The sequence below is a fragment of the Roseibacterium elongatum DSM 19469 genome, from assembly GCF_000590925.1.
GTDB classification, from domain to species: Bacteria; Pseudomonadota; Alphaproteobacteria; order Rhodobacterales; family Rhodobacteraceae; genus Roseibacterium; species Roseibacterium elongatum.
The window spans coordinates 1,297,364-1,323,884 of the sequence record NZ_CP004372.1 but is presented as its reverse complement, the minus strand read 5'-3'; the positions used below and the strand labels follow the sequence as shown (position 1 = coordinate 1,323,884).

General features: G+C 68.5%; 31 protein-coding genes. 12 read left to right on the top strand and 19 right to left on the bottom strand.

Annotation, left to right across the window (positions count from 1 at the left end; all coding sequences use genetic code 11):
• Positions 1-15 precede the first annotated feature (15 nt).
• The 4 genes from fliP to fliF are packed head-to-tail and all read right to left on the bottom strand — an operon-like array spanning position 16 to position 3,368.
• Positions 16-759 (bottom strand): flagellar type III secretion system pore protein FliP, encoded by a 744-nt coding sequence (gene fliP, locus ROSELON_RS06280; protein ID WP_025311575.1) that lies wholly within the window; start codon positions 757-759, stop codon positions 16-18.
• Positions 746-1,033, bottom strand: coding sequence for a FliM/FliN family flagellar motor switch protein (locus ROSELON_RS06275; protein WP_156945870.1), 288 nt, complete (start codon positions 1,031-1,033; stop codon positions 746-748). Before ROSELON_RS06275 ends, fliP begins: the two co-directional genes overlap by 14 nt.
• Entirely contained in the window at positions 1,033-1,689 is a 657-nt protein-coding gene (locus ROSELON_RS06270; protein WP_025311573.1) for a hypothetical protein, read from the bottom strand. The genes ROSELON_RS06275 and ROSELON_RS06270 overlap by 1 nt, the downstream gene beginning before the upstream one ends.
• Positions 1,686-3,368, bottom strand: a complete 1,683-nt coding sequence (gene fliF / locus ROSELON_RS06265; RefSeq protein ID WP_025311572.1) for a flagellar basal-body MS-ring/collar protein FliF — start codon at positions 3,366-3,368, stop codon at positions 1,686-1,688. Before fliF ends, ROSELON_RS06270 begins: the two co-directional genes overlap by 4 nt.
• A 236-nt stretch (positions 3,369-3,604) precedes the next feature.
• On the opposite strand from fliF, the gene ROSELON_RS06260 reads away from it, so the two are divergent.
• The 9 genes from ROSELON_RS06260 to flhB are packed head-to-tail and all read left to right on the top strand — an operon-like array spanning position 3,605 to position 13,340.
• Positions 3,605-4,027, top strand: a complete 423-nt coding sequence (locus ROSELON_RS06260; RefSeq protein WP_245605425.1) for a flagellar basal body-associated FliL family protein — start codon at positions 3,605-3,607, stop codon at positions 4,025-4,027.
• Positions 4,028-4,495: a DUF6468 domain-containing protein gene (locus tag ROSELON_RS06255; RefSeq protein ID WP_025311570.1), complete on the top strand. Its 468-nt coding sequence runs from the start codon at positions 4,028-4,030 to the stop codon at positions 4,493-4,495.
• Position 4,496: 1 nt separating this feature from the next.
• Positions 4,497-5,123 (top strand): MotE family protein, encoded by a 627-nt coding sequence (locus tag ROSELON_RS06250; protein ID WP_051508369.1) that lies wholly within the window; start codon positions 4,497-4,499, stop codon positions 5,121-5,123.
• A gap of 44 nt (positions 5,124-5,167) precedes the next feature.
• Positions 5,168-6,037: a flagellar motor stator protein MotA gene (gene motA / locus ROSELON_RS06245; protein WP_025311568.1), complete on the top strand. Its 870-nt coding sequence runs from the start codon at positions 5,168-5,170 to the stop codon at positions 6,035-6,037.
• Positions 6,034-8,214, top strand: a complete 2,181-nt coding sequence (locus ROSELON_RS06240) for a hypothetical protein (RefSeq protein ID WP_025311567.1) — start codon at positions 6,034-6,036, stop codon at positions 8,212-8,214. Before motA ends, ROSELON_RS06240 begins: the two co-directional genes overlap by 4 nt.
• Positions 8,211-9,023 carry a transglycosylase SLT domain-containing protein gene (locus ROSELON_RS06235; RefSeq protein ID WP_156945869.1) on the top strand — a complete coding sequence of 271 codons (813 nt, stop codon included), beginning with the start codon at positions 8,211-8,213 and terminating at the stop codon, positions 9,021-9,023. Before ROSELON_RS06240 ends, ROSELON_RS06235 begins: the two co-directional genes overlap by 4 nt.
• A complete protein-coding gene (gene flhA, locus ROSELON_RS06230; protein ID WP_025311565.1) occupies positions 9,020-11,098 on the top strand; it encodes a flagellar biosynthesis protein FlhA in 2,079 nt (692 codons plus the stop codon). The genes ROSELON_RS06235 and flhA overlap by 4 nt, the downstream gene beginning before the upstream one ends.
• Complete coding sequence (locus tag ROSELON_RS06225; protein WP_025311564.1) at positions 11,095-11,868, top strand: flagellar biosynthetic protein FliR; 774 nt, start codon at positions 11,095-11,097, stop codon at positions 11,866-11,868. The genes flhA and ROSELON_RS06225 overlap by 4 nt, the downstream gene beginning before the upstream one ends.
• Positions 11,868-13,340, top strand: coding sequence for a flagellar type III secretion system protein FlhB (flhB, locus tag ROSELON_RS19275; RefSeq protein WP_455363790.1), 1,473 nt, complete (start codon positions 11,868-11,870; stop codon positions 13,338-13,340). Before ROSELON_RS06225 ends, flhB begins: the two co-directional genes overlap by 1 nt.
• A 5-nt stretch (positions 13,341-13,345) precedes the next feature.
• On the opposite strand, the gene ROSELON_RS06210 is transcribed toward flhB, so the two are convergent.
• From ROSELON_RS06210 to ROSELON_RS06170, 9 genes are read right to left on the bottom strand one after another with little or no spacing between them, the layout of a single operon-like run.
• Entirely contained in the window at positions 13,346-13,873 is a 528-nt protein-coding gene (locus ROSELON_RS06210; RefSeq protein WP_038650243.1) for a flagellar basal body-associated FliL family protein, read from the bottom strand.
• Positions 13,874-13,881: 8 nt separating this feature from the next.
• A complete protein-coding gene (flgH, locus tag ROSELON_RS06205) occupies positions 13,882-14,619 on the bottom strand; it encodes a flagellar basal body L-ring protein FlgH (RefSeq protein ID WP_025311561.1) in 738 nt (245 codons plus the stop codon).
• Positions 14,616-15,035, bottom strand: coding sequence for a flagellar basal body P-ring formation chaperone FlgA (gene flgA, locus ROSELON_RS06200; RefSeq protein ID WP_025311560.1), 420 nt, complete (start codon positions 15,033-15,035; stop codon positions 14,616-14,618). The genes flgH and flgA overlap by 4 nt, the downstream gene beginning before the upstream one ends.
• The gene (flgG, locus tag ROSELON_RS06195; RefSeq protein ID WP_025311559.1) at positions 15,035-15,820 is read right to left on the bottom strand and encodes a flagellar basal-body rod protein FlgG; all 786 of its coding nucleotides are present in this window, start codon (positions 15,818-15,820) and stop codon (positions 15,035-15,037) included. Before flgG ends, flgA begins: the two co-directional genes overlap by 1 nt.
• Positions 15,821-15,841: 21 nt before the next feature.
• The gene (locus ROSELON_RS06190) at positions 15,842-16,564 is read right to left on the bottom strand and encodes a flagellar hook-basal body complex protein (protein WP_025311558.1); all 723 of its coding nucleotides are present in this window, start codon (positions 16,562-16,564) and stop codon (positions 15,842-15,844) included.
• 12 nt (positions 16,565-16,576) lie between these two features.
• Complete coding sequence (locus tag ROSELON_RS06185) at positions 16,577-16,843, bottom strand: flagellar biosynthetic protein FliQ (RefSeq protein ID WP_407059673.1); 267 nt, start codon at positions 16,841-16,843, stop codon at positions 16,577-16,579.
• Positions 16,844-16,856: 13 nt separating this feature from the next.
• Positions 16,857-17,147 (bottom strand): flagellar hook-basal body complex protein FliE, encoded by a 291-nt coding sequence (gene fliE, locus ROSELON_RS06180; RefSeq protein ID WP_025311556.1) that lies wholly within the window; start codon positions 17,145-17,147, stop codon positions 16,857-16,859.
• A gap of 24 nt (positions 17,148-17,171) precedes the next feature.
• The gene (flgC, locus tag ROSELON_RS06175) at positions 17,172-17,564 is read right to left on the bottom strand and encodes a flagellar basal body rod protein FlgC (RefSeq protein ID WP_025311555.1); all 393 of its coding nucleotides are present in this window, start codon (positions 17,562-17,564) and stop codon (positions 17,172-17,174) included.
• An 18-nt stretch (positions 17,565-17,582) separates the two neighbouring features.
• Positions 17,583-17,933, bottom strand: a complete 351-nt coding sequence (locus ROSELON_RS06170; protein ID WP_025311554.1) for a FlgB family protein — start codon at positions 17,931-17,933, stop codon at positions 17,583-17,585.
• Positions 17,934-18,035: 102 nt separating this feature from the next.
• Between ROSELON_RS06170 and ROSELON_RS06165 the strand changes: the two genes are divergently transcribed.
• Positions 18,036-19,409: a FliI/YscN family ATPase gene (locus tag ROSELON_RS06165; RefSeq protein ID WP_025311553.1), complete on the top strand. Its 1,374-nt coding sequence runs from the start codon at positions 18,036-18,038 to the stop codon at positions 19,407-19,409.
• A gap of 8 nt (positions 19,410-19,417) precedes the next feature.
• Here ROSELON_RS06165 and ROSELON_RS06160 read toward each other — a convergent pair whose 3' ends face one another.
• The 6 genes from ROSELON_RS06160 to ROSELON_RS06135 form a co-directional block, all read right to left on the bottom strand.
• Positions 19,418-20,209 carry a DUF1217 domain-containing protein gene (locus tag ROSELON_RS06160; RefSeq protein WP_025311552.1) on the bottom strand — a complete coding sequence of 264 codons (792 nt, stop codon included), beginning with the start codon at positions 20,207-20,209 and terminating at the stop codon, positions 19,418-19,420.
• Between the two features lie 5 nt (positions 20,210-20,214).
• On the bottom strand, positions 20,215-20,619 hold the full coding sequence (flbT, locus tag ROSELON_RS06155; protein ID WP_025311551.1) for a flagellar biosynthesis repressor FlbT: 405 nt from the start codon (positions 20,617-20,619) through the stop codon (positions 20,215-20,217).
• The gene (gene flaF, locus ROSELON_RS06150; protein ID WP_025311550.1) at positions 20,616-20,990 is read right to left on the bottom strand and encodes a flagellar biosynthesis regulator FlaF; all 375 of its coding nucleotides are present in this window, start codon (positions 20,988-20,990) and stop codon (positions 20,616-20,618) included. The genes flbT and flaF overlap by 4 nt, the downstream gene beginning before the upstream one ends.
• Before the next feature lie 149 nt (positions 20,991-21,139).
• A complete protein-coding gene (locus ROSELON_RS06145) occupies positions 21,140-22,708 on the bottom strand; it encodes a flagellin N-terminal helical domain-containing protein (protein WP_025311549.1) in 1,569 nt (522 codons plus the stop codon).
• Between the two features lie 230 nt (positions 22,709-22,938).
• Positions 22,939-23,280 carry a hypothetical protein gene (locus ROSELON_RS06140; RefSeq protein ID WP_198020795.1) on the bottom strand — a complete coding sequence of 114 codons (342 nt, stop codon included), beginning with the start codon at positions 23,278-23,280 and terminating at the stop codon, positions 22,939-22,941.
• Positions 23,277-23,585 (bottom strand): rod-binding protein, encoded by a 309-nt coding sequence (locus tag ROSELON_RS06135; RefSeq protein ID WP_025311547.1) that lies wholly within the window; start codon positions 23,583-23,585, stop codon positions 23,277-23,279. Before ROSELON_RS06135 ends, ROSELON_RS06140 begins: the two co-directional genes overlap by 4 nt.
• 1,893 nt (positions 23,586-25,478) lie before the next feature.
• Here ROSELON_RS06135 and fliK point away from each other — a divergent pair.
• The gene (fliK, locus tag ROSELON_RS06125) at positions 25,479-25,835 is read left to right on the top strand and encodes a flagellar hook-length control protein FliK (RefSeq protein ID WP_051508368.1); all 357 of its coding nucleotides are present in this window, start codon (positions 25,479-25,481) and stop codon (positions 25,833-25,835) included.
• 19 nt (positions 25,836-25,854) lie between these two features.
• Positions 25,855-26,520, top strand: a complete 666-nt coding sequence (locus tag ROSELON_RS06120; RefSeq protein WP_025311545.1) for a flagellar hook capping FlgD N-terminal domain-containing protein — start codon at positions 25,855-25,857, stop codon at positions 26,518-26,520.
• Position 26,521 lies beyond the last annotated feature (1 nt).

Genomic DNA, 26,521 nt, shown 5'->3' with positions numbered 1-26,521 from the left:
TCTCCTTGCAGGGACCTAGAAGTAACTGCGCACCAGCGCGCCCGTGATCAGTGCCCACCCATCGGCGACAACGAAAAACGCCAGTTTGAACGGCAGCGACACGATGGCCGGAGGCACCATCATCATGCCCATCGACATGAGGATCGCGGCGGCCACGAGGTCGATCACGAGAAAGGGCAGAAAGATCAGGAAACCGATCTGAAAGGCGCGCTCGACCTCGCTGAGCATGAAGGCGGGGATCAGCACAGAGGCCTCGGGCGCGTCCCCGGCCGTCGCCTCGAGGTCGATCTCGCGCAGCAGGGCGAGGCTGCCGAGCGTTTCGGGATCCACCCGCGCCATCATGAACCCGCGAAAGGGGGCGTAAGCCGCGGACAAGGCCTCGACCGGGGGCGTCTCGCCGGCGATCAAGGGCGCGATGCCAACCGCGTAGGCCTCCTGAAACACGGGGGCCATCACGAAATAGGTCAAGAACAGCGCCAGACTGACGATCAGCATGTTCGGCGGCGACTGTTGCAGACCCAGCGCCTGGCGCAGGATCGACAGCACGGTGACGACAAAGGGAAAACAGGTGATCATCACCGCGATCCCGGGGGCGAGGCTGAGGATCGTGATCAGGGCGATGAGCTGCAGCGCCCGGGCCGTCAACTCGCCGCCCTCGCCAAAGGCCAGGGTGATCTCCTGCGCGGCAAGCCCGGTCGGCCAGAGGACAACCGCCAGGGCAACCGCCAGGCCAAGCGCGGGCAGCTCACGCGCCCGCATCGGCCCGGTCCGCCATATCCGTGATGCGCACCGCCAATTGCCCGGCGCGCGCGCCGTCCAGTTCCACAAGCTCGCCCTCGGCGATCAGGCGATCGCCAACAAAAAGCCCCACCTTGTCGTCGACGCGACTGTCCAGCGGCAAGACCGTGTCGGGCTCCATCGACATCATCTCGCCCAACCGCGGACGCGCGCGGCCCACGTAGACACGGATCTCGATGGGCAGCCCATGCAGGGAATGGGACCGCAGGGCAGCGGCTTTGGGCATGTCGGGCATCAGGCGGCTCCTTTCTGGGTCAGGTCGGGCGGCTGCGGCGCGGCGCCCTGCTGATCGGCGATGTCTCTGGTAAAGGCGCGAATGGCCTCGGCCATCTGCTCGGCCGCGGCCCCGAGGTCGATATCGCGCTGCTCGGATGCGAACCGGATCGACACTTGCGCATCGGCATAGGCCGGCTCTGGCTGCAGGCGGATGTCATGCTCGGGCATGGTTTCGACGAGTCTTTCGAGCACGGGGATCGCGGATGGCGCCGCGACCAGTTCGGCCCGGCCGCCCGACAGCTCGGTTGCGATACGGGACAGTTCCGCCTGGACGACGGGAATGACCGCCGCCGCCGCGAGATCGGGCAAAAGCCGGGCGATCACGGCCTCGAAGAGCGGGTCCAGTGCCATGAGCACCTCGCGTCGCGTGGCCTCGTAGCCATGCGACATGTCCCTGAGATTGGCGGCCAGATCCGCGCCGACGCGGCCACGCTCTTCGGCCTCGGCGGCGGCGCAATCATCCCAGCCGCTGCGATACCCCTGTTCAAACGCGGCGAGGCGCGCCTCCTCCTGATCGGACTCGGTCGCGGCCTCCGGGGTGGCAGGGGCGGACGCGTCGGCGACGGCGGGGCCCTGCGGCACGGCGAAATCGGTCAGAGACAAAGGCCGGCTCATTGGCGCAGATCCTCCTCATCCTCTTCCATCCAGCTGCGCAGAATCTCGACGGTTTCCTCTTCGCGTTCCTCGATCAGGCGCCGCAGCCGCTCGACGGGATCGAGAGGCAGCGGTTCGGCGCCCGACGCCCCGGTTTGCGGCAGGCCGGGGTCGGGCGCGGGCAGTCCCGGCATCGTGTCTGCGGGCAGACCCATCGCCGACATACCCGCGGCCAGCGGCGGGGGCGTGGCGGGGGCGTCGGGGGCCGCGGGCGCGGTGAGGGTCGGCTGGAGCGCCGCATCGCCGCGGGACCCGTCGCTCTCGATCCGCGCCATGTCGCCCGAGACGGCCGGATCGGCGCGCAGGAGCGGACGCAGCAGGCCGAACGCAATCGCCAGGGCCACCGCGCCCAGCACGACGCTCTGCACGACCCGCCCCATATCGAGGTTCATCCGGTCGGTGAACCCCGCCTCCTGAAGGCCTGTCACGGCCGAAGCGTCGAAGGCCATCGACTCGATCGTCACCGTATCCCCGCGCGCGGCGTCGTAGCCGACCGCGGACCGCACCAGAGCCTCGAGCGCGGCGATTTCTTCGGCGGGGCGTGGCACAAGCCGAACCGCCCCATCCGTGCCCGCGTCGGGAATGCCGTTGAGCAGGACCGCCACCGAGATCCGCCGCACCGCCCCTGGGGCGCGTTCGACCTCGCGCTGGGTTTCCGACAGGTCATAGCTGACACGTTCGCGCGTTTCGGTGGATTGCGCCGTCGATCCGTCGCCCTCCTGCGCGTCGCCATCAGGCAGGTTCGAGGCAACCGTCACATCGCCGCGGGCCCCGCCGCCATCGCGCGAGGCATCCTCACGCTCTTCGGTTTCGGTGGCGATGACCACGCGACTGTCGGGGTCGATCACGCGCTCCAGAATCGTTTCTCGGGCGGTGTCCAACTCGACCGAGACCTGTACCACGGCATTGCCCGGGCCGACGCGCGCGGCCAGCAGACGTTCGATGCTGAGGCGCAGGGAATCGGCCCGTCCGGCCGCATCCGCGGCCGGTGTCAGGCGATCCTCTCCGCCCAGAACATGGCCCGAATCCGCGTCGATCACGGTCACGTTCTCGGGGCTGAGCCCCGGCACCGAGGACGCCACGAGATACCGCAGCGCCTGGGCGTGGCCGGGCGCTAGGCCGCCGGCCGCAGGGCGCAGCGCGACCGAGGCCGTGACCGCGCGCTCGGGCTGGAACGGATCGGAGGACGGATTCGCGATATGCACCCGCGCCGCGCGGATTCGCGGGCTGGCCAAAATGGTGCGCGACAGCTCCCCCTCCTTCGCGCGCCAATAGGCGGCATCGAACATCTGCGAGGTCGTGCCGAACCCCGAAAGGGAATCGAGCAGCTCGTATCCCTGCGGGCCGTTCGCCGGCAGGCCGTCGCCCGCAAGCGCCATGCGCAGGCTGTCGCGCTGGCTGGCCTCGACCTCGATCGCCGTGCCGCTGACCCGGAACGGCACGCCGCGCGCCTCGAGCGCCGTGACGACCTCGCCCGCCGCGGCGGGGTCCAGCCCGGAATACAGCAATGCATAGGACGGCGCCGTGGCCACACGGGCCAGAATCACCACCACGACCAACAGGGCCGCGCCACCCCCCACGAGAAAGGCGCGGCGGCGCGTGTCGAGACCGCCCCAGAACTTGGTCAACGTGTTTTCCACGACCGCAAACTCCTCAAGACCCTTCTGGTCTGTTCGGGATCGGTCATAGCGCGGGGCCGATTAACAAACGGTTAGGGCTGACGCGGTATCACGGGGCAGAACGGAACGTGATCATCGGAATCGACATGGCGGAAGAAACCCCTGACACAGTCGCCCCGCGCAAACCTGGCCTGCTGGTCCCAATTCTTGTCGGCGCCCTCTTGGCGGCGGCGGCGGGGGGCGGCGGTTTTTGGGCCGTGACCACCGGGCCTTTCGCCCCCGAATCGCCCACGACCGCCCCCCCCTCTGCCGCGGCCGCGGATGACGCCGACGCCCAGGCCCAGGCCCCCGCCGCCCATCGCTCGGGTGCATCCGCGGCCGATGTGGCCTTTGTGCCGCTGGATACCATCGTCATCACGCTCGGGTCCGAGATCGGAAATCGCGACCTGATTTTCACCGCCGCGCTCGAGGTCGCCCCCGAGCATGAGGGGGCGGTGACCCATCTGACCCCGCGCGTTCTGGACGTGCTCAACGGCTATCTGCGGGTGATCAGCCTCGATGAGGTGAACGACCCCACCAGCCTTGCGCGGATCCGCGCGCAGCTTTTGCGCCGCATTCAGGTCGTGACCGGCGACGACCGGGTGAGCGACCTTCTCGTGACACAATTCGTGGTGAACTGAATGACGAGCCTTTTTTCATACGCCGCCGATATCCTGCTGTTCCTCGCCAGTTTCGGCGCAGCGGCCTATTGCATGATCCTGTCGCGGCGCCTCGCGCGGCTCAGCAGCTTCGACAAGGGAATCGGGGGCGCCATCGCCGTGATGTCCGCCCAGGTCGACGACATGCAACGCGCCCTGGCCGAGGCCCGGACAGGATCGGACGGGGCGGGGCAGCATCTGAACGATCTCGTGCGGCAGGCCAGGGACATCTCGGCGGAACTCGAGATGATGATCGCCGCCTGTCACGACTTCGCCGAAACCGCCATCGAGGTGCAGTCGGCCGCCGCGCCCGCAGCCTCGGACCCGGCCGATCCCCCCGCCGACATGCCGATCTTCGGGTCGCGGCGCAACGGTGCGACGGATACGGAGGCCACGGCACAGGGCGCGACGCCGCTGTTCCGGCATCGCCCGCAAAGCGCGGAGGCCTGAGATGGGGACCGTGCCGATCCCGCGAAAACGCCGGCCGCGCCGCGGATGGTTGCTCGTGTGCCTGGGGCTGATGTTCGCCGCCTCGGGCGTCCTGCGCCTCGGCGCCCTCGATGGGGCATGGGCAACGGAGCCCGCCGCCCCCGCGACCGAAACGGCGGGGCTCGGCCCGACCGGGCCGCTGCGCACCGCGCTCGAAGAAGCGACCGCCCTGCGCGCGCGCCTGACGGAACGCGAAGCCGAACTGGATGTACGCGAGGCCGCCGTCGAGGCCGCCCAGGCCCTGGTCGAAGAACGCCTAGCGGCGCTTGAACAGGCCGAGGCGCGGCTCGCCCGTCTTGTCGCGCTCTCCGACAGCGCGGCCGAAACCGATCTGGGGCAACTGACCCGCGTCTACGAGACGATGCCGCCCGAGGCTGCCGCCCCCCTGTTCGAACGCATGGAACCCAGTTTCGCTGCCGGCTTCCTGTCGCGAATGGCCCCGGCCACAAGCGCGGCCCTGCTGGCCGAGCTTGACCCGGCGGCGGCCTATGCGATCTCGGTCGTCCTGGCCACACGCAATGCCACCGCACCGACGCGACGGCCCCCCGCGGGCGCGGAGGCCCCAGTGGCAGAAGATACGGAAAATTAAGCAATTCCGGAGATGACAGGCATGCAACCGCAGGAGGCTCGTCCATGATCGGCATCATCGGTATTGTCGTCATCTTCGTGATGGTGTTCGGTGGCTATATCGCCGCCGGCGGCAAGATCGGGATCATCCTGAAATCGCTGCCCTATGAGATGACGATGATCCTGGGCGCCGCAGTCGGTGCTTTTCTGATTTCCAACGACATGAGCGGCGTGAAACACACCCTTGGCGCCATGGGAAAGGTGTTCAAGGGGCCCCGCTGGACGCCGACGGATTATCGCGACCTGTTGTGCCTGTTGTTCGAACTGATCCGGCTGGGTCGCCAGAATGCCGTCACGCTTGAAGAACATATCGAGAACCCCTCCGGCTCGGAGATTTTCGGCCGCTACCCGCGCATTCAGGCCGATCCCGAGGCGGTCGAGTTGATCTGCGACACGCTGCGCTCGGCATCCATGAACTACAACGACCCCCACCAGGTCGAGGAGGTGCTGGACAAACGGCTCGAGCAGAACCTCCACCATGCCGAACACCCCGCGCACGCCTTGCAGACAGTGGCCGACGCCCTTCCGGCCCTGGGCATCGTGGCGGCCGTTCTGGGTGTCATCAAGACGATGGCCTCCATCGACCAACCCCCCGAAATCCTCGGGGCTTTGATCGGCGGCGCTCTGGTCGGCACTTTCCTCGGGGTCTTTCTGGCCTACGGGTTCGTTGGCCCTTTCGCGGCGCGGGTGAAAGCCGTGGTCGCCGAAGACCACCAGTTCTACCTGCTGATCCGCGAAGTGCTGGTGGCGAATCTGCACAACCACGCGACGAATATCTGCATCGAGGTGGGCCGTCAGAACACCCCGCACCACATTCGCCCGAATTTCAACGAGCTTGAGGATGCGTTGCGCGGCCTCAAACAGGCGGCGGCATGAGACTTGCCCGGAACATACGGTCGGGCGCGCTGGCGATCGCGGTCGGTCTTTGCGTGCTGGCCGGTTCCGTCAAACCGGCCGAGGCCCAAATGCTGCCGGTCCGATCGGGCGAGCATGACGGGTTCACGCGGCTGGTCGTGACGCTTGGCCCTGACCGGAGTTGGGCCCTCGAGGGCGCGGCGCGACGCTGGCAGCTGACGGTCGACCCGGCGCCCGACGGCTTCGAGACTGGCACGGTTTTCGATCTCATTCGCCGCGACCGTCTGGCAGAATTGAGCGCGGACGGCGCACTGACCCTCACGCTTGCCTGCGACTGCACCCTGGATGCCTATCGCTTTCGTGACCGCTATCTCGTCATCGACATCGCCGATCCGGCCGAGGATGCCGCAAATCCGCGCGCCGCGGAGGACGCCCAGCGTCGTGCCACTGCCGCCGCGGCCCTGCCCGATCTTGCCCGCCTGCTCACGCGCGGGCTTGATACCGCCGCCCCTGCGGTGCCCGCCGCCCGCGCACTGACCCCCGCTGCGGCGGCCGAGATCGACCTCGGCGAAGCCGCGGCCATCATGGCCGAACAACTGGCCCGGGCGGCCGCGTCCGGCTTGCTCGAGGCGACGCCCGGACGCCCCATGCGCGACGCGGATCCGGCCATCGCAACGCCGGCCGACCCCGATACGCCCGGTGCCGCACGGCCCGACCCGCAGCCGCCGCTGCCCCCGACGGCACCCGGTTCGGGTACACCGGCTCTCGGGCCGGAGGCGGGCGCGGAGTCCGGCCAAAGGCAGGCACCTCCGATCCGGGCCGAAACGGCGTTCGATGCCGCCCATCATGCCGACGCCGCCGCCGAGCCGCGTCGGCCGCCTCTGGCCTGCGCGGGCCGGAGCCTCGGGGTTGCAGACTGGGCCGATGGGGCCGGGGTCGACCGGGGGCTTGGCGCGCTGCGTCGCAGCCTCTTCGACGACCGCGACCAGCTCGTCCGCGATGGGGCGATCGCCCTGGCCCGGCATTATCTCTACTATGGGTTCGGGGCCGAAGCGGCCTTCTGGCTGCACCAGGTCGATGCCGACCCCAGCCCGCTTCTGGTGATTGCCGCCCTATCTGGACGGACAGGACGCCCCCGATTTCCCGCGCCGACGGAGACCGTCGCCTGCAGCCCCGACGAACTCTTCTGGCGCTACGTGACGGGCAGCGACACACAGCCGCTCTCCGACGAGCAGATGGGCCAGATCCAGCGCTATCACGCCGGACTTCCGCACATCCTGCGCGATCATCTCGGCCCGGATCTTGCCCGAAGGCTGCAGGCCGACGGGCACATCGCGGCCGCGCGCAACGTGGCCGACGCCCTGGCGCGCGGCGGTCGACAACGCCCCGTGGCGGTGGCCCTGCTCGACCTCGATCTCGGTATTGCCCCCCCGTCTGAGGGGCTGCGGCCCATTCTCGACCGGGCCCTGGAACAGGATGGCGCCAATCCGGCGGAAACGATGGCGCATGCGTTGGCCCTCAATCGCGGCAATGGGCGGCCGCCTGAGGACCGAACGCTGACCGCCGCCGAGGCGCTGTTACGCGAAACGCCGCCCGGTCCCACCCGCGCCCGGCTTTGGCACGAGGTCGTGATGGCCCATGCCGCCGCGGGCGACATGGATCGGGCGATCGCCATGGTGTCGGACGCCGAGGTCCAGTCGCCCGATATCCGACAGCCGGTGATTACGTCGCTTCTGGAAAACCGCCTCGAGCATGGGGATACGGCCGCGCTGTCGGTGTTGGCCCATTTTTTTGGGCGCGATTGGGCGGCCACGGGGTCCGAGGCCGGGCGCATTCGGGTGGCCGTGATCGACCACCTCCAGGCGGCGGGCTTGTGGCGCGCGGCCGCCGCCATGCGCGATCGCGACCGTATCGTGATCCTGCCGGCCCGCCCGGATCGCGACGCAGGGCCCGAACCGAGCCTGCCGGCCGCCTGGGCGCGCCGGGATTGGGCCGTCCTGGCCGACCAAGCGGAGGGCGCAGGCCAAGGCCTGGCTCAACGTATGCTGCGCGCGCGCCAGGACATCGGCGCGCCGAGCCCGGCCCAGACGCCCGCCGCGGCGACCGCGCCAGACCTGTCCAAGCTTTCGCAGCTCGTCGAGGACAGCCGAGCCTTGCGCGCGACGATCACATCGCTGTTTGCAGGACCGATGCCATGAGGGCCAGCGTCGTCAGAGTCCATCACGCCCATGCCGGCACAAGACGGCGCATGGCGACGCGCGGCCGTTGGCGTGCAGACCTTCGGCGCGCCTGCGCCGCCGTCCTCGCAGCCTTGGCAATGGTGGCCGGGGTGTCGGCCCAGGGCACCCCACCGGCGGCTCTCGGCGCCGCAGGGGTCACCGATTGCGACGCGGCGGCCCGGATCGCCGCACGCGAAACCGGCGTGCCGCGTGATATCCTGTTTCTCATCGCCCGACTCGAGTCAGGGCGCGGGCGCGATGGCCAGTTGGCGCCATGGCCCTGGACGTTGAACATCGCCGGCCGGGGATACTGGATCGACACGCACCACGAGGCCCTGGCACGCTTGCAAGCCTACCTGTCCACAGGGCGGCGCAATGTCGATGTCGGTTGTTTCCAGGTGAACCACAGGTGGCACGCGGAGGGCTTCGCTTCGGCTGCCGCGATGCTCGATCCTTTGGCCAATGCACGCTACGCGGCCCGGTTTCTTGCCCGGCTCCATCGCGAATTGGGCGATTGGACGGCGGCAGTTGCAGCCTATCACTCGCGCACACCGGACCATGCCGCGCGATACCTTGACCGCTACCGGGCGCTGCGCGCGCGCTTCACACCCCCCGTCGGCGCCGAGCCGTCCGGGGAACGCGAACCGGCGCAACCGCGCCGTGGCCCTCGGCCCGCCGCGCCCCTTTCCATGGCGCGCCGCCCGCCCCTGTCGGTGCTGGCAGGGCGCAGTGCGGCCCCCTTCCTGATCGCGCCCAATGCGTCGCCCTTGCCAAGGATGCTGCCATGAAACGGATCGAGGTGCTTTTCCAGCCCACCATCCTGTTCGCCCTGGCCCTGATGACGGTCATCGTGATGATGATCCTGCCGGTGCCCAGCTTCGTGCTCGACATCGGGCTGGCGGCCTCGTTCGGCCTCGCCATCCTGATCTTCACCGTGACGCTGTTCATCGAACGCCCCTTGGATTTTTCATCCTTCCCGACGGTCTTGCTGGCCTCGCTGATGCTGCGCCTGTCGCTGAACGTGTCCTCCACGAAACTCATCATCGGGCAGGGGCATACCGGGACGGGGGCGGCGGGCGGCGTCATCGAGGGGTTCGCAATGTTCGTGATCGGCGGCTCGGTGGTGATGGGCCTGGTGATTTTCTGCGTCTTGCTGATCGTGAATTTCATCGTGATCAACAAAGGCGCCGCGCGCATGGCCGAGGTGGGCGCGCGGTTCGCCCTCGACGGGATGCCGGGAAAACAACTGGCCATCGACAGCGACATGGCCGCCGGGGCGATCGACCATGCCGAGGCCAAGCGCCGGCGCGAAACCGAACAGGCCGAAACCACCTTTTTCGGGTCGCTCGACGGGGCCTCGAAATTCGTCAAGGGCGATGCCATCGCGGGCCTTCTGATCACGATGCTGAACCTTGTCGTGGGGCTGATCATCGGGACGACCATGCATGGCATGCCCTTGGCGCAGGCGTTCGAAACCTACTCGATCCTGACGGTGGGCGACGGGCTGGTCAGCCAGATTCCCGCCGTCATCATCGCCATCGCCTCGGCCCTGCTGCTGGCGCGGGGCGGGGCTACGGGCGCCACCGACAGCGCCCTGCTCAGCCAGTTGGGCAAACACCCCTCTGCGCTGGCGACCGTGGGCATTCTGATGGGGGTCTTCGCGCTTGTCCCCGGCCTTCCGTTTCTGCCCTTCGTCCTTGGCGCCCTGGCCCTGGGCGGGGCCGCCTATCTGCGTCACCGGGCGCTCACCGCCGAGGGGGAAGGCGCCGCCGACGCTGCGCCACCCCCCGCCCCGCCCGAAGAGAAGATCGGCGATCTCCTCGATGTCGACGACATCCACGTGGAATTCGCCCCCGACCTCGTGGCGCTGGCGCTCGACCCGGCCACGGGCCTTGACGCCCGCATTCGCAACATGCGCGAGCATGTGGCCCGCGGCTTTGGCCTGATCCTGCCCGAGGTGCGCCTGACCGACCGGGGTGACCTGCCATCCGGCACTTATGCCATTCGCCTTCTCGGGGTCGAACATGCCTCGGCGCGGTTGCAGCCGGACCGTGTGCTGGTCCTGGCCGGGGACGACGCACAGGACCTTCCGCAGGGCGAAGATGTCGAAGAACCTGTCTACGGCGCCCCGGCCCGCTGGATCCTGCCCGAAGATCGCGAACGCGCGGCGCTGATGGGCCTGACGGTGGTGTCCCCGTCCGAGGTTCTGGCGACCCATCTGCTTGAGGTCATCAAGCGCAATCTCGACCGGCTCCTCACCTTTAAGACGCTGCAGCGGCAGCTCGATGCCGTCGTGGCGCTTTCCGACGGCACCCGATCCGAGGAAAACCGCCGCCTCCTCGACGAGATGGTGCCCGACAAGGTGCCGCTCGACCTGCTGCATGCGATCCTGCGTCTGCTGCTGGCCGAGCAGGTCTCGATCCGGAACCTGCCACTGATCCTCGAGGCCATCGCCGAGGCGCGCAGCGGCGCGGCCCAGCCCGAGTTGATCTGTGAACATGTGCGCCAACGCCTGGGGTTCCAGTTGATTAACGATCTCAAGCGGGCCGATGGCACCCTGCCTCTCGTGCAACTCGCCAATGAATGGGAGGATGTCTTCCTGCGCCACCAGGTCGGCGGCGAGACCACCCTGCCCGAGGTCGCCCTGCCCCCGGATCAGTTCAACGCGCTGGCGAAATCGGTCGGCGAAAAGGTGGCGCAGGCCACGGCCAAGGGCAGCTATCCCGCGGTCGTGACCTCGTCCCTGCGGCGCCGGTTCCTGCATACCGTTCTGACGGCGCGGGGCATTTCGAACCCGGTCTTGTCCTTCGAGGAGATCGGGCTCGAGGCCAAACCCGCCCTTGTCGGGCTGGCGGCCCCATGATCGAGCTGCTGCAACAACTGCTGGGCCTGACCCAGCTGTGGCTGGCCACCGCATTCGCGGTATTTCTCAGGGTGGGGGCGGCGTTTCTGGTCCTGCCGGCATTGGGGGACCAGATGATCCCGGTGCGGATCCGCCTGGGCGCGGCGCTGGCGCTGAGCGTTTTCCTGACACCGCTGATGATCGGGGAGCTGGGCGGCCTCGGGCCGGGCGCGCCGCCGATCCGGGCCTTTTTCAGCGAGGCCGTGGCCGGCCTGATCCTCGGGCTGTCACTCCGGCTGACGGTCCATGCCTTGCAGATCGCCGGCAGCATCGCCGCGCAATCCACGTCGCTCAGCCAGATCATGGGTGGGGCCTCGCCCGATCCGCAACCGGCGATGGGGGCGATCCTGATGCTGGCCGGCGTCACCCTGGCGCTGATCTCGGGGCTCCATGTCCACCTGGTGGAGAGCTTTCTGCGCTCTTACGCGCTGCTGCCCTTCGGCGATCTGCCCGGCGCGCGCGATCTGGGCGGATGGGGCGTCGCCAAGGTGGCGGACAGTTTTGCCCTCGCCTTTTCGCTGGCCGCGCCGTTCATGGTCGCGTCGCTGCTCTACAATGTGGCGCTTGGCGTCATCAACAAGGCCATGCCGCAGTTGATGGTGGCCTTTGTCGGGGCGCCGGCCATCACCTGGGGCGGGTTGGCCCTGCTGCTTGTGTCCATGCCCTTCATCCTGCCGATCTGGCTGGCGAGCTTCGAGGGCGCGCTGTCAAACCCGTTGGGGGCCCCCTGATGAGCGAGGCGGAAAAACCGGCGGACAAGCCACACGAGCCGACGCCGCGCAAACTCGAGGACGCCCGCAAAAAGGGCGAGATCCCGCGATCGGCCGACCTGAACACCGCGGTGACCTATGGCGGGTTCCTTCTGGCGGGGGCCATGCTTGCCCCGTGGCTTGTTCAGACACTGGGCGATCTGATGCGCGCAAGCCTGGGCCAGGCCGACCGTATGGCCGCGGTGATCCTGGCACCCGGCGGCACCACGACGGCGGCCGCGGTCATCGGCCCGGTAATCCTTGCGCTTGGCGCGCTGATCACCGTGCCCGCCGGGGTGTTGCTGGTCACCCTCTTCGGGCAACGGGGCCTTCTGTTCAGCCCGGCCAAGCTCGAGCCGAAACTGTCGCGGATCTCGCCGATCTCGAACGCGCAGCAAAAATACGGCGCGCAGGGCCTGTTCCAGTTTGCCAAATCGGCGGTCAAGCTGTCGGTCGTCTCGCTCCTGCTGGCGCTGTATCTCTGGGCCCGGGCCGAACCGATCATGACCTCGATCTATGCCGCCCCGGGACAGGTCATGCTGTTGCTGGGTCGCCTCGTGCTGGATTTCCTGATCGCGGTGACCGGGATGTCCGCCGTGATCGGCGGGATCGACTGGCTTTGGGAATGGCAGCAGCATCAGACGAAGAACCGCATGTCGCGACAGGAACTGATGGACGAGGCGAAAACCGCCGAGGGCGACCCGCACATGAAGCAGGAGCGTCGCCAGAGGGGCCAGGCCATCGCCATGAACCGCATGCTGGGCGATGTGCCAAAGGCCGATGTCGTGATCGTGAACCCGACCCATTACGCCGTCGCGCTGCAATGGGATCGTGCCAGGGGCGGCGTTCCGATCTGTCTCGCCAAGGGCGTGGACAGCATCGCGGCCCGGATCCGGGAACGCGCGGCCGAGGCCGGTGTGCCCATCTTTTCGGACTCCCCCGACGGCCCGCGCCCTTTATGCCGGGATCGAGATCGGGGCGGCGATCGAACCGGACCATTACCGGGCGGTGGCGGCGGCGATCCGCTTTGCGGATCTGATGCGTCAGAAGGCGCGGCGGAGGGCGCGTCCGTGAAACGGCCCGATCCGCGCCTCGAACAGCTCTGCGCCGTTTCGCGCCTCTTGGCGGATTGCGCCCAGGCCCCGGTGACCGCGGCGCGGACCGCGCGCGACATCATCAAGGGCAGGATCGAGGCGATGGCCGCGCACCGGCGGCAATTGATGCAATCCGCCACCGACCCGGTGCTGGCCGCGACCATGCTGGCACAGGCGGAACGTTTGCGGCAGGCGCAAGCCCGGGAAATGATGGCGCTGGCCCGTGCCGAGGCCCGGCTGGCCACGGCCCAAAAGGCCGCGGCCCGCGCCGTCGGGCGCAAACATGCCCTGGCCGAGTTGCAGCGGAAGGACGTGGCCCGGCACAAACGCCACGCGGCGCGGCGACGAAATTACGGGTAGCGCGCTCAGGCGTCCTGCCGCGTGATATCCACGATCAGCACATCATGGACCGAGTCGCCCAGCACCTGCATCGCCGCCTCGCGCAGGCCGATGCGCAACGGCTCCATCGCCGCGGCCTCGGTGAAACTGCCGTCGAACCCGCCGGCGTTTGCATGCGCGAACATCACCCGCAGGAACGAATCCCGCAGGCGCGGCTCGTGTTCGAACACCAGTTCATTGTCGCCGGTGAACACCTCGAGCGTCAGGGCCATGACAACGAGCGAGCGCACCATGCCGTGCCGGATGATCGGAACGATGAACTGGTTGTTCAGCCGCACATATTCCGTATCGGCGCCGGCGGGCGTGACCCGGATCGTGCTTGTGCCCTGCGCCGGGCCGGCGGCGGCATCCGTGGGGGGCGCGGGCGGCGCGACGGGATCGGGCGCGCCATCGGCGGCTGCCTCGGGCGGGGCGCCACCAAGGATCATGCCCGCGCCGATGCCCCCGGCCAGGCCAACGAGCAAGAGCAGAATCGGGATCAGGATACGCAGCATGGGGCCCCTCAGAACGGCAGCAGGATATCGGTGATCTGCTGGCCGTAGCGCGGCTGCTGCACATCGCTGATCTGACCGCGGCCGCCATAGGAAATGCGCGCCGCCGCGATCCGGTCATAGGCAACCTCGTTCTGGCGCGAGATGTCCTCGGGCCGCACGTAGCCAGAGACCAGAAGCTCCCGCAGCTCGTGGTTGACGCGCACCTCCTGGCTGCCCTCAAGGCGCAGAACGCCGTTCTGCAGCACATCGGTAATCGTGGCGGCAATGCGCAGGGTCAGTTCCTCGTTGCGGCGCACCGCGCCGTCACCGGCATATCGACTGCTCGAGCCGGTATCGACCGCCCCCGACATCGAAGCGCCATCGGGCAATTCCACGTCGGCCAGCTCCGGCAAGCCGAACAATCCGGTGACGCCCATCTGTTCGGATCCCGATCGCCCGCGTTCGGAACTGTTCGATATCTCGGCGCTGTCATCGATTTCGATCACGACCGTCAGAATATCGCCGCGCTGACCTGCGCGGCGGTCGCCGAGCAGGGATTGTCGCCCCGACGCCCAGAGCGACGCGCCCCGATGCCGGGCCGGGTGCTCGACCGCCTCGGGCATGGGGGTCACGCTCATGGCGAACACCTCGTTGCCGGATATGGGCGTGCTGAGATCGGGCACCTGCCCGACCTCGGCGATGCGGCCGCAGGCGGCGGCCAGGCACAAGAGCGAAACGAGGAGGGCACGGGAGGGGAAACGGGTCATGGCAAAGGTCCGACAATGGCAAGGCCGGGCGCGGCGGCCACGGCGGTCACGGTGTTTCGGGAAGACAGGTTCAGCACGCGCAGCGCTTCACCCCGGGCGGCGCGATCCAGGGCGCGGCCCTCGGTCACGATCAACAGGCCGCCCGCGTCGTAGCGCAGCGTGATGATCGCGTTGCGTTCGACGATGGCCGGTGGCCGCAGGTCCCCGGCGCGGATCGGGCGGCCCGGATAAAGATTGACCCGCGCCTCCATGCCGATGGCCTGCGACAATTCGGAAAGCGCGCCGGGCGTCGTCCCCTCGGCCAGGGCCACATCCATCGGGCCGATCAACTGCTGACCGCGGATCGTGCCCGCGGCGATCACGGTCTCGGCGGCGGCGGGCTGCATCGCGAGCAGCAGGAAAACCAGCCAGCGCATCACCGCACCTGCGTGGTGGCGCCGAGCATCTGGTCGGCGGCGGTGATGACCTTGGCGTTCAACTCGTATCCGCGCTGTGCCTCGATCAGTTCGGTGATCTCGCGCACGGCATCGACCGACGAGTTTTCGACATAGCCCTGTCGCAGCGTGCCCAGGCCGTCCTCGCCCGGTTGTGCCTGCAGCGGCGGGCCCGAGGCCGCGGTTTCCAGAAACAGGTTCGAACCGATCGCCTCGAGCCCCTGATCGTTCGAGAATCCGACGAGGGTGAACTGGCCCAGAAGCTCGGGCTCGACCTGGCCCGCGAAATAGGCATAGACCTCGCCATCGGCGTTGATGGCGATCTGACGGGCGTCATCGGGAATGGTGATGCCGGGGGTCACCTCGTAGCCATCGGCCGTCACGATCAGGCCGTCGCCGGTGCGCCTGAGCGCGCCATCCCGCGTATACCCCGAGGCCCCCGACGGCAACGTCACCTCAAGATACCCGCGCCCTTCGATGGCGATGTCCAGATCGCCGCCCGTCTGGGCAAGGCTGCCTTGTTCGAAGGTCACGGTCACGGCGGCCGGCCGCACCCCGAGGCCCAGTTGCACCCCGGCGGGCACCACGGTGCCGTCGGCGGCATTGATCGCGCCGGCCCGCGTCATCTGCTGGTAATGCAGGTCGGCGAAATCGGCGCGGCGCGGGCTGTAGCCGGTGGTGGACATGTTGGCGAGGTTGTTGGAGATGACCTCCACCCGCATTTGCTGAGCGCTCATGCCGGTGGCGGCGATATCAAGGGCGCGCATCGATATGACTCCTTTCTGGCGTCAGCCGCGGCTGCCTGCGGTTCTGAGGAATTCACGCAGGCGGTTGTCCTCGGCATCGAGGAAGCTCTGGCCCAGCTCATAGGCGCGCTGGACCTCGATCATGCGGGCGATCTGACCCACGGGATCGACATTGGATTGCTCGAGCACGCCTTGCAGAAGGCGCGCGGGCGGGGCGGGCGCGACGCCCGAGGGCGCCTCGAACAGGACCCCGGCGCGCCGGCTGAGCTCGGTGGGATCGACCGGCTGCCAGAGACCGATCTGCGTCAGGGGCTGGCCGTCGGCCGACAAGGTCCCGTCATCGGCCAACATCACCGAGGCGGCGGTTGCGGGCACGAAGACGGGCGCGCCGCCGGCGTCGAGCAGGCGGTGGCCATCGGGCGTGACAAGCTCGCCCTGGTCGGAGCGGATGAAGCTGCCCGCGCGTGTCAGCGCCTCGCCCTGCGGGGTTTGCACCAGGAAAAACCCGTCGCCCTCGATCGCGAAATCGAAGGTGCCGCCGGTCGCGCGAAGGGTCCCTTGCGCGGGCGATACGGAATGCCCGGCCGCCGTGGCCATGGACAGGCTGTCTTCGCCCCGGCCCGTGGCGCGGACATGTTCGGCAAAGATCACCCCCTCGGCCCGAAACCCCGTGGTCGAGAGATTGGCGATGTTGTGGGCGACCACCTGCATTTCGCGCATCAGGCCCGATTGGCGCGTCAGGGTGACATATCCGGCGTTTTCCATGAGCGTCCCCCGTCACATGCCCGCGATCATGGGGATCAGCGTGTCGGTGAAATACGAGGTGAGCGTCTGGCTCATGAACCCCATCGACACCCAGAAGACCGCGACGATCGCCAAGAGTTTCGGCACGAAGGTCAGCGTCATTTCCTGAATCGAGGTCAGCGCCTGGAACAACCCCACCACAACCCCCGAGATCAGCGCGGCCGCCAGGATCGGGGTCGAGGTGATGACCGCGACCCACAGGCCCTGGCGCAGCGTGTCGAAGAACAGCATTTCATCCATCACGCCGCCCCGCTCACACCGGCATCCGCAGGATTTCCTGATATGCCTCGACCACGCGGTCGCGGATCGTCACGGCGGTCTCGACCGCCAGTTCCGTCTGCGCCAGTGCCGTGACGAGGGCATGGGGATCTGCGCCGGTCGTCATCGCGGCGCGGGCCTGCGCCTCGCCGTTCTGGACGGTCTGGGCGAAATCCTCGACCGCCCGGGCAAAGGCCGGTCCGGCCGCGGGGTCCGCCGCCTCGGGGCGCAGCGCCGGGCGGGCCTGGCCATAGGCCTGGGCGGCGAGTGTGTTGCGGATATCCATTCTGGATCCTCCTTTTCACCGCGCCTAACGGCGCAACAAGTCGTTCAGGGACGATGACATCTGGCGCACCTGGTCGAAGACCCGCAGATTGGCCTCGTAGCTGCGCTGCGCCTCGCGCGCGTCGGCCAGTTCCACCACCAGATCGACATTCGAGCCCGCGTAATGCCCGCTGTCATCGGCCAGCGGATGCGCCGGATCGTGGATCAGGGGCAAACTGGCCTGCGACAGGCGCACCGGGCCGGGCCGCACCGTGCCATGGGGTGCGTCCGGGCTGCGGTCGGCCTCGAAGCTGACCAGTTTGCGCCGGTAGCCCGGGGTGTCGGCATTCGCGATGTTTTCCGAGACGTGCTGCAGGCGCTGCGCCTGTGCGCGCATCCCGCTTGCCGCGACAGAAAGGGCCGAGCTGAAATCCGTCATCACAATCCTCTACAAGATCTACCTGCGCCCGAGGCTGGAGCGCAGGATGTTCAAGGCACTGTCATAGACACGAACGGCCCGGTCATGGTCGCGCTGCGCGTCGATGCCGCGCAGCATCTCCAGCTCGAGCGAGACGGTGTTACCGTTCGGCGATGCGGGCGTGTTGGCATCCATGGTGCGGATGGGCAGCGGCCCGGCTGCATTGCCCGCATCCATGCGGCGCCACATCTCGGCGAAATCGCTGACTTCACGCGCGCGATAGCCGGGCGTATCCGCGTTGGCGATATTCTGGGCCACCACGGCCTGGCGCGCTGCGGCGTGGCGGGCGCGGGCGGTGGCGAGCTGAAAAATCTCGAGCCTGTCGAACATTGGGGCTTCTCCCTCATCGGCTATACGGATGCTTAACGGTGATTCCTTTAAAAACGGTTTCAGCGGGCCAAACGCCCCGCCGACCGCCGAAAGGACCTGCCGATGACCGCCGCCGCCGCGCCACATGCCCCCCGCCAGGATGTCTTCGAGACGTTGCTGGCCCGTCTGGGCACGATCCGCCCCTGCCACAGTGTCGGGCGCGTGACCGCCCTTGGCAGGACGCATGTGAGCGTCGAGGGCCTCGATCGCGTCGCGGCCCTGGGCGACCGGGTGCGCCTGGACGACGGGATCGAGGGCGAGATCCTGGGCCTGACGCAAGGGGCGGCGCGCGTGATGCCCGAAGGCACGCCCGAGGGGCTGCGCCTTGGCCAACCGGTCCGACATCTGGGCCCGCAAACCATCGCCCCTGACGACAGTTGGCTGGGCCGTGTCGTCGACCCCAACGGCCAGCCGATGGATGGGCGACCCTTGGCACATGGGGCGCGGGCCTGCCCGCTGCTGGCCGCGCCGCCGCCGCCTGCCGCCCGTCGCGGGTTGGGCGCGCGGTTGGAGACGGGCCTGGCCGTTTTCGACACCTTCCTGCCGCTGGTGCGCGGGCAGCGCATCGGGTTGTTCGCCGGCTCGGGCGTCGGCAAATCGCGCCTGATCGGGACGCTGGCGCAGAACATGAGCGCGGATGTCGTGGTCATCGGCCTGATCGGAGAGCGCGGACGCGAAGTGCGCGATTTCGTGACCGATGTGCTGGGCGAGGAGGGGCTGAAACGCGCCGTCGTGATCGCCGCCACGTCGGACCGGCCGGCGCTGCTGCGTGCGCGGGCGGCGTGGACGATGATGGCGGTCGCCGAATACTTCCGCGACAAGGGTCAGCAGGTGCTGGTGCTTGCCGATTCGATCACCCGCTTTGCCGAAGCCCAGCGCGAGGTGGCCGCCGCTGCCGGCGAACCCTTTGGCCCCGGCGGCTTTCCGGCCTCGATGGCGCAGATGGTCATGGCGCTGGCGGAACGCGCCGGACCCGGCTGCGCGGGACAGGGCGACATCACCGCCGTCCTGTCGGTGCTGGTGGCCGGGTCCGACATGGAGGGGCCGGTGGCCGATGTGATGCGCGGCGTCCTGGACGGGCATGTGGTGCTGGACCGCGAGATCGCTGAACGGGGCCGCTACCCGGCCATCGATCTGTTGACCTCGGTGTCGCGCGCGTTGCCGGCAGCCGCCGCGCCGGCGGAAAACGCCCTGATCGCGCGCGCCAGGCACCTGCTGGCCGCCTATGCCAAGGCGGAATTGATGCTGCGGGCCGGTTTGTACACACCCGGTTCCGACCCGCTGACGGATGCCGCGATTTCGGTCTGGGAGGATCTGGACAGCTTCATCGGGGCAAGCGCGCCCGGTGGGATTGCCGAGAGCTTTTCCCGGCTGGAATCGCTCTTGGCGGGCGCGGCGCCACTGGGGGCAACGGCGGCCGCGCCGGGCAGCGGCTGATCGACCGCTCACGTCATGTTCGACAGCAAGGTAATGGCGGCGTAGCCGGGCGTCGTGAGCGGCGGCCCCGCCGAGATCTGGGCGCGCAGCGTGAAATTGCGCATCAGGTCCTCGACCTTGTCGGGGTCGGTGAATTGCGCGAAATCGGGGCTGCCAAAGACACGTGCGGCCGCCGTGCGGAAACTGTCGACCTGCCGATCGAGATCGAGGGTCGCGATCGACGCCGGTAGCCCGAGCGCGGTTTCAAACACGCTGCGCAAGGGCGGTGTGCCCAGAACGGTCAGCCAGGCCGTCGTGTCGCCGAGCGCACTCTGGGCCAGCTCGGGCACCTCGCGCGATGCGTTGAGCGCAAGGCGCATGTCCTCATCCTGCGCGCCGACCGCGGTTTCGAATTCCTGTCGGTCGAAGCGCGACAGAATCCGGTCGGCAAAACCGGGCGATTGCGTTCGCGGCGGCAAGGGCGATCCGAACCCGAACGCTTCGGAAAACTTTCGATACCGGGTGTCGGCCAGTTTGTTGGCCAGCGCGTCATCATCCACCGTGCCCTCGGACAGGACACGCTCGACAAAGGCCCGGTTCGGCATGTCATCGGACAGACCGAAAGCCGAAAGCGCCACGCGCCGCAGTCGGTAATCGGCCACAAGCGCCTCGGCCGAGGTGACAGTGCCGATCGTCTCGCGGAAATAGGCGCGATCGCGCGCCTGCACCGGGGACGCGGCGTAGCGTTCGACCTGGGTGTCGAGGCTGGCGGAGATGAACCGCCAGCCTGCATACCCGGACAGGGGCACGATCGGGGTCATCGGCCCTATCCAGCCGCCGCGGCCAGAAGACGCTCTTCGCGCGGCAGCAGGGTGCGCAGGGCCTTCAGGGCCTGATACACCTGCCCTTCGACCATGAACTCGGTGGCCCGGCCGAGTTGGGCGCGGCTGTCGGGATCGGTAAAAACCTGGCTCAGCTGTTCCATGCCGCGCAGGATCTGCGGCTTCGCCTCGTCCAAGTCGGCGTCGCCCGACAGCACCAGCTGGGCAATGTAGCAGACGCGGCGCACCGGCGTCGTGACCTCCTCGGGGTGGATGGCATCGCGCAAGCGCAGGATATGCGCATTTGGCGTGACGATGGACAAGCGGGCCCGGCGGTCGCCATTCTCGATCACCGCGCCGTTGACGAGGACCCGTTCCTTTGGCCCGAGTTTCAGAACAAGACCGCTCATGCTGCCTCCGCCATGCCGGAGAGCCCGCGCATGACCGCGGTGTTGATGTCGATCAGCGCGCGCAAAGCCTCGGCCTCGCGCAGGGCCTGACTGCTTTGAATGAGCGAGAATTCGGCGAGATAGAACAATTGTGCCCGCAATTGCTGTGGCAGGCCGTTTTCGGCCCCGGCAAGATCCGTGGCCAGCAAGGTCCACAGACGGCGGTTGTCATGCAGGGCCGCCGCCCGCGTGGGCATGTCGGTCGGGGCCTGCAGCGCGCGCGACAGGCGCGCGGTGACGGATTGAAAGGCGGCATATTCCGTGCCGCGGTCGGTTCGTACCGGCTGTGACGCGGCGGCATAGGCGGTTTGAGCGAGCGATGTGGCGATCACGTGAGAACTCCTTGGGCGGTAGGAACCGCGGGACCCGGATCACCGCCGGATGCTTTTCGTCCCGGCGATGGGATGGGGCGCGGTCCCCTGTCGGGTCAGGGACATCAGCATGCGGCGGGGCGTTGCGACGCCCCGCCGTCAGCGACGGATCAGCGGAAGAGCGACAGAATGTTCTGCGGCGCCTGGTTCGCGATGGACAGGGACTGCGTCGCCAGCTGCTGCTGGACCTGCAATGCCTGCAACCGCGCCGAGGCCTCTTCCATGTTCGCATCGACAAGGGTCCCGATGCCCGATTTCAGCGAATCGACCAGTTTCGAGACGAAGTCGGATTGCGTTTCGATCCGCCCCTCGACCGAGCCGAAGGACGCCGCCGCATCGATCGAGTTCTGGATCAGCGTTTCGACATTGTCGAGCGCAGCGTCCGCCCCGGCGTTCGTCGTGACGTCGATATTGTCCAGACCGAAGAGGCCGCCCGAGGCCTCGCCCCCGGTCGATGCGCTCAAGGAAATCGTGGTGGTCGAGGCATTGTCGTAGTCGACGGCCAGTGACCATTGACCGGTATCGGCGTCCTGCTGGACCTTGGTCGTCACGTCGGCGGGCGGATTGGAGTCGATGGCGGTCTTCAGGCCGCGGGCGACATCCTCCATCGTTTCGCCCTGCCCGGCGACATAGCGGAAGGCCGCGCCCGCCACGGTTACCTCGAACCCGTCGCCTTCGGTCACCTTGGCGGTGGTCGAGAAATCGACGGTTTCGGCCCGCTGCCCGATGGTGCCCGAGCTTTGCGTCAGGCCGTTGTTGCCGTTCAATCCCTCGATATTGGCACCAGCGCCACCGGCAGTGTCATCCAGATTCGCCGCGACCGCGACATCGACCTCCTCGAAGGCGTTCGTGTTCGAGATCACCAGCTCTCCGGGATTGGCGCCATCGGTTGCGGTGATGCCTTCGATATCGCGTGCGTTGATCTCGCCCTTGATCAGGTCGCGCACGCCATCGGCATCCTCGGTGCCATCGAGGGTCACGGTGATAACCGATCCGCCGACCGTCACGCTGAAGGTGTCGTCGGCGGCGAACCCCGTCCCGGTCCCCTCGGTGATCTGGACCTGGGCATTGAGGCCGGCCTGCGCCGTGCTGCTGCCCGACGGCCCGCCATCGACCGAGACCAGGGCCGTCAGGTCGGACCCCGTCACGGCGGTGCTGCCGTATTTCCCGGAATCGGTGGTCAGGTCCTGCCGTGCCACGGTGATGTTGCTGGCCGTCACGTCGCCATTGGCCGAGCGGTCGAGCGAGGCCAGAACATTCACGTCGTCGGTGCCCTGCACAAGGTTGAGGCCGTTGAACTGGGCCGCGCCGACGACCGATCCGATCTGATCGCGCAGCGCGTCGATGTCGGCCTGGATCTTGGCCCGGTCCACGTTCTCTTCCTGGGCGGCGACGATCTTGCCCTTCACTTCGGTCAAAAGCTCGGTGACGGTTTCCGCCGCGTTCCGTGCGACGGCGACGGTCGACTCGCCAAGGCTGAGGCTCTCGGAAATGCCCTTGAAGCCCTTCACATCCGATTCCATCACCTTCGAAATCGACCAGACGGCCGAGTTGTCGCGCGCCGAGGCCACGGATTTGCCCGTCGAGATTTCAGCCTGCGTCTGGTTCAGGTTCGAATTCACCGATTTCAGGGTCTGCAGCGCGACCATTGCGCTGTTGTTCGTCAGAATGCTGGACATGACGTCCCTTTCCTAGATTGGTTCGAGGCGCCTGTTTCGCGCCATGCGGATCACAGCCCGTTCGGGCCACTCACGTCGTTCTGACGGCTGCGCCCCACCTGACGCGGGCCACGCCACCCGTTTCCGGGTGCACGGCCACGATGCGTCGAAAACCTTGACCGAAGCTTGATACACGCCCGGAAACGACGGCGATTTGCATCGAGTTTTAAGGGTTCGAATCGGCCTGGCGCTTAACCGCGGGCAAGGGTGCGCCCCCCCCCGGCGGAGGGGCCCTTGCGCTGCCCGTAGGCGTCATAGGTTGTCAGAACCGTGGATTGTGCCGATCGCATTTCGCCGCGCGCCCGTGCCACGCCGTCGCGCGCGGCACGCAACAGGTTGGCCGTATGCCGCGCCTCGTCCTTCAGCGCCGCCAGAGCCGCCCGGTCGCGCACCGGGTCGAGGGCCGAGATGGCGGCCATGACCCTCTCCGACACCAAGGCCGGATCCGAGAACTGCCCCGCGCGCAAGGCGGCACGTTGTGCGGCAAACAGTGCGCGCACCGCCTGTACGGCGCCGTCAGGCCGAGCCGTCATGGGGCGCCTTGCCCGTCTTCGCTGCGCGCGACCAGTGCCTGGAACAGCGATTCGGCCAGGCCAAGGCCGCCCCGTTCCGCGATGGCGCGCGCCTGCTCGGCCCTGAGCAGCGAACTGAACTGATCCTCGCCCGCGCCGCCGCCGAAACTGCCGCGGGTCGCGCCCATGCCTGCGTGTTTCAGCATTTCTGCCAGGAATGCGGCCTCAAGCTCTTGCGCGGCCTCGCGCAGCGCGGCGTGCCGGTGATCGCCCGCGGCGCGGGGCGGCGGTGCTGACAGGGCGGTCGCATCGGTCAAGACGGTCATCGAATCCCTCGATTGGATGGGCAGGGGCAGAATGACCGCGGGACGTAAAGAATTCGTAAGGGGATTTGTGAGATGGTCGGATCATGACAGGCGATTGGATTTCCAGAATGGATGACCTGATGACGGGCCTTTTCGGGGGAACAGCCCCGGCGCACAGCGGCCCGACCGGAAAGGGCGGAGCCGTGCACATGCCCGATTCGGCCCCGGACTTTGCCGCGTTGGTGTCCGTATCGCGAGACGAGGCACCCCCACCACATGGGCCGTCGGGAATTGCATCGGCGTCACAAGGTGCAGCCGCGCCGATCACCGCCGAGGCCGCTGCGGCGGTCTCCGACCGGCCGTCTGCCCGTGCGGCGGGGCCGATCGCTGCATCCATGGACCAAAACGCATGCGACGGGCCGGCTTGTGCCCCCGCCCCCACACTGGTGGACGGCACGGGCGGCATGGGTGGCGCGGTCGCGCCCCAAATTGCCAGCCCGCCCCCAGCACAAGGACCCGAGGGGAGCGATCCAACACACGCCGACGAACCCGACAGCGCTTTGGGCCTGTCCGGGCCGAGCGACCTTGCTCTTGTGCAGGGCCACCTCCATGCCGCACCCGTGACGGCGGGCGCGACGCCCGGCACGATCCCGCTGTCCCATATGGCGGACCCCGACACGGTGGCTGTGGTGGGCAAGGGGCGCGCCGCACGACAGGGCGGCGACACCGCTTTACCAAGCGGCCATGCCGGCATGTCACCGGCCGCAGGGGGCGGCGTGCCGGTGGTGTTGGGCCCCTCCGGCCACATGACACCGCCGGCGCAGACCACCGCCCCCGCTGCGGGCATTCCGGCAGACCGCGCGCGTGACGCTGCGCCTGCGCAGGGTGCAGCCTCGCCAAGGCGCGCGGAGGGGCTCGGCCCAACGGGGACCGGGCCAACCCCGCCCGTCGCCATGGCGACAGGCGGGGTGTCGGTCGAGGGCGCCGCCCTGGCGACCACCCGCGCTGCGACGCCGCCCAACACCGCGTCGCAGCCGGTGCCCATGGGACCCTCCGGGATGCCTTTTCCACTGGGGCGGGCGACGGAACTTCCCCTCCAGCCGGCTGCCGGCAATGGCCTCGCCATCCCTGGCCTCGCGCTTGGCTCCCACCCCACGCCGCGGGCTGAAATGGCCCAGTCTGCACAGGGGGGCAGGCCGGCAGAGCTATCGGCCACACCCGCGCCGCCCCTGCCCGGCCAGCCGCCCGACACGCCGCAGCCGGTTCAGGCGCACCCGCCAACCCTCGCCCCGGGCGGAACCGGGACCTCGCCGGTGGGCGGGCGCACCGATCCGGCGCGTCCCGCGAACGTGTCATCCGCATCGCGGATTGCACAGGGGCCCACACCAGCCGCAAGTCCCGGCGCGCCCCCCGCAGCATCGCAGCCGACCCCGGTCGACAAGACCGCCGCTGATCGGTTTTCGACGGCGCGCGCCGACAGGGGCGCAGCTTACGGCGCGGACAAGGTCGCCGGCGTGCCCCCCCAAGGTCAGCCACCGCGCGCCCAGGCATCGCAAGCGGCGCCCCAGCTTCGGGCACCGCCGAGGCCAAGACCGACACCGGCCGGGGCCCCGCCGCGCAACGCGCCGCCGGGAAGGCCGACATGGCCCAGACCCCGGCGATCCAGATCCGAGGGCCTGACCGACCCAATCCCCCGGCCCACGGTGTTGCGCCCGCAATCGCCGCGGCCCCCCCGCGCCACGAGCCGACGGCCCCGGACGAGGCCGGCCCCTTGGGCGGCGCGTCGATCCAGCCGTCGACGGCGGGGCCGGTCTCGGCCGGTGTGCCCGTCGGCACAGGCGCCGGGTTGGGGCCGGGCCTGGGGGCCCACCCCTGCAGACAGCCGTCGCACAGCAGATCACGACAGCCCTGCAAATGACCGAGACCGGGCGCGAGGGCGTGATCGAAATCGCGCTGGATCCGCCCGAGCTGGGGCGTGTACGGCTCAGCCTCGCCGAAGCGGGCGGCGGCCTGACCCTGTCGATTTCCGCCGAGCGACCGGACACGGCCGAGCTGATGCGGCGGCATCTCGACCTGCTGCAACAGGAACTTGCGCGTGCAGGGTTCGACGGGCCGTCATTGCGCCTTGCCCTCGATCAAGACGGGCGAAGCACCCCGCCCACAACCCGACCTGACGCCGCCGAGGCCGAGCCCGCCGACAGCGGACCGGCGCCCGTGCCCCCCCAAGCGGGCCGCGCCGCCCCCCTGTCGGCGCTGGATCTGCGCATCTGACCGAAAACGGAGAGACGTGATGGAGATTTTTCCAACCACAGCACGCCAGTCGCCCACGGGGCTGAGCGCGGCACAGACCAATCAGACCGTGCTGAGTGCCGATTTCCAGACCTTCCTTCAACTGCTGACGACGCAGATGCAGAATCAGGATCCGTTGAACCCGATGGAATCCACAGAATACGCCACACAACTGGCCACGTTTTCAGGGGTCGAACAGCAGGTTCTGACCAACGATCTGCTGGCCGAGTTGCAGGCCGGCCTCGGCACCTTGGGCATGGGCGAGCTGGGCGGCTGGATCGGCATGGAGGCCCGCGCCGAAATGCCCGTCTATTTCGAGGGCCAGACCGTCACCCTGCAGGCCGTTCCGAACCAGTTGGCCGACCGGGCCGAGTTGCTGGTACGCAACGAGGCCGGCGAGGTCGTGCAGCGCCTGCCCATCCCGCTCAGCGATCAACCCTTTGAGTGGACGGGGGAAGATCTGGATGGCGCGACCCTGGAGGAGGGCATCTACAGCTTTTCCATCGAAAGCTGGCAAGGCGAGGACCTGCTCGATGAGCGCAACGTCATGGTGCGCGCCGAGATCGAGGAAGCCCAACTGGTGAATGGCGCGGTCTGGCTGACGGTCGAGGGGGGGCTGTCGATCCCGGCCGAGGCGGTTCTGGGCCTGAGGAACCCGTCGATCTGAG

Bases quoted from the DNA above. Each gene is read 5' to 3' on its own strand.
- fliP (WP_025311575.1), bottom strand. From the start codon at position 759: ATGCGGGCGCGTGAGCTGCCCGCGCTTGGCCTGGCGGTTGCCCTGGCG.
- ROSELON_RS06275 (WP_156945870.1), bottom strand. From the start codon at position 1,033: ATGCCCGACATGCCCAAAGCCGCTGCCCTGCGGTCCCATTCCCTGCAT.
- ROSELON_RS06270 (WP_025311573.1), bottom strand. From the start codon at position 1,689: ATGAGCCGGCCTTTGTCTCTGACCGATTTCGCCGTGCCGCAGGGCCCC.
- ROSELON_RS06255 (WP_025311570.1), top strand. From the start codon at position 4,028: ATGACGAGCCTTTTTTCATACGCCGCCGATATCCTGCTGTTCCTCGCC.
- ROSELON_RS06250 (WP_051508369.1), top strand. From the start codon at position 4,497: ATGGGGACCGTGCCGATCCCGCGAAAACGCCGGCCGCGCCGCGGATGG.
- motA (WP_025311568.1), top strand. From the start codon at position 5,168: ATGATCGGCATCATCGGTATTGTCGTCATCTTCGTGATGGTGTTCGGT.
- ROSELON_RS06240 (WP_025311567.1), top strand. From the start codon at position 6,034: ATGAGACTTGCCCGGAACATACGGTCGGGCGCGCTGGCGATCGCGGTC.
- ROSELON_RS06235 (WP_156945869.1), top strand. From the start codon at position 8,211: ATGAGGGCCAGCGTCGTCAGAGTCCATCACGCCCATGCCGGCACAAGA.
- flhA (WP_025311565.1), top strand. From the start codon at position 9,020: ATGAAACGGATCGAGGTGCTTTTCCAGCCCACCATCCTGTTCGCCCTG.
- ROSELON_RS06225 (WP_025311564.1), top strand. From the start codon at position 11,095: ATGATCGAGCTGCTGCAACAACTGCTGGGCCTGACCCAGCTGTGGCTG.
- flhB (WP_455363790.1), top strand. From the start codon at position 11,868: ATGAGCGAGGCGGAAAAACCGGCGGACAAGCCACACGAGCCGACGCCG.
- ROSELON_RS06210 (WP_038650243.1), bottom strand. From the start codon at position 13,873: ATGCTGCGTATCCTGATCCCGATTCTGCTCTTGCTCGTTGGCCTGGCC.
- flgH (WP_025311561.1), bottom strand. From the start codon at position 14,619: ATGACCCGTTTCCCCTCCCGTGCCCTCCTCGTTTCGCTCTTGTGCCTG.
- flgA (WP_025311560.1), bottom strand. From the start codon at position 15,035: ATGCGCTGGCTGGTTTTCCTGCTGCTCGCGATGCAGCCCGCCGCCGCC.
- flgG (WP_025311559.1), bottom strand. From the start codon at position 15,820: ATGCGCGCCCTTGATATCGCCGCCACCGGCATGAGCGCTCAGCAAATG.
- ROSELON_RS06190 (WP_025311558.1), bottom strand. From the start codon at position 16,564: ATGGAAAACGCCGGATATGTCACCCTGACGCGCCAATCGGGCCTGATG.
- ROSELON_RS06185 (WP_407059673.1), bottom strand. From the start codon at position 16,843: ATGGATGAAATGCTGTTCTTCGACACGCTGCGCCAGGGCCTGTGGGTC.
- fliE (WP_025311556.1), bottom strand. From the start codon at position 17,147: ATGGATATCCGCAACACACTCGCCGCCCAGGCCTATGGCCAGGCCCGC.
- flgC (WP_025311555.1), bottom strand. From the start codon at position 17,564: ATGACGGATTTCAGCTCGGCCCTTTCTGTCGCGGCAAGCGGGATGCGC.
- ROSELON_RS06170 (WP_025311554.1), bottom strand. From the start codon at position 17,933: ATGTTCGACAGGCTCGAGATTTTTCAGCTCGCCACCGCCCGCGCCCGC.
- ROSELON_RS06165 (WP_025311553.1), top strand. From the start codon at position 18,036: ATGACCGCCGCCGCCGCGCCACATGCCCCCCGCCAGGATGTCTTCGAG.
- ROSELON_RS06160 (WP_025311552.1), bottom strand. From the start codon at position 20,209: ATGACCCCGATCGTGCCCCTGTCCGGGTATGCAGGCTGGCGGTTCATC.
- flbT (WP_025311551.1), bottom strand. From the start codon at position 20,619: ATGAGCGGTCTTGTTCTGAAACTCGGGCCAAAGGAACGGGTCCTCGTC.
- ROSELON_RS06145 (WP_025311549.1), bottom strand. From the start codon at position 22,708: ATGTCCAGCATTCTGACGAACAACAGCGCAATGGTCGCGCTGCAGACC.
- ROSELON_RS06140 (WP_198020795.1), bottom strand. From the start codon at position 23,280: ATGACGGCTCGGCCTGACGGCGCCGTACAGGCGGTGCGCGCACTGTTT.
- ROSELON_RS06135 (WP_025311547.1), bottom strand. From the start codon at position 23,585: ATGACCGTCTTGACCGATGCGACCGCCCTGTCAGCACCGCCGCCCCGC.
- fliK (WP_051508368.1), top strand. From the start codon at position 25,479: ATGACCGAGACCGGGCGCGAGGGCGTGATCGAAATCGCGCTGGATCCG.
- ROSELON_RS06120 (WP_025311545.1), top strand. From the start codon at position 25,855: ATGGAGATTTTTCCAACCACAGCACGCCAGTCGCCCACGGGGCTGAGC.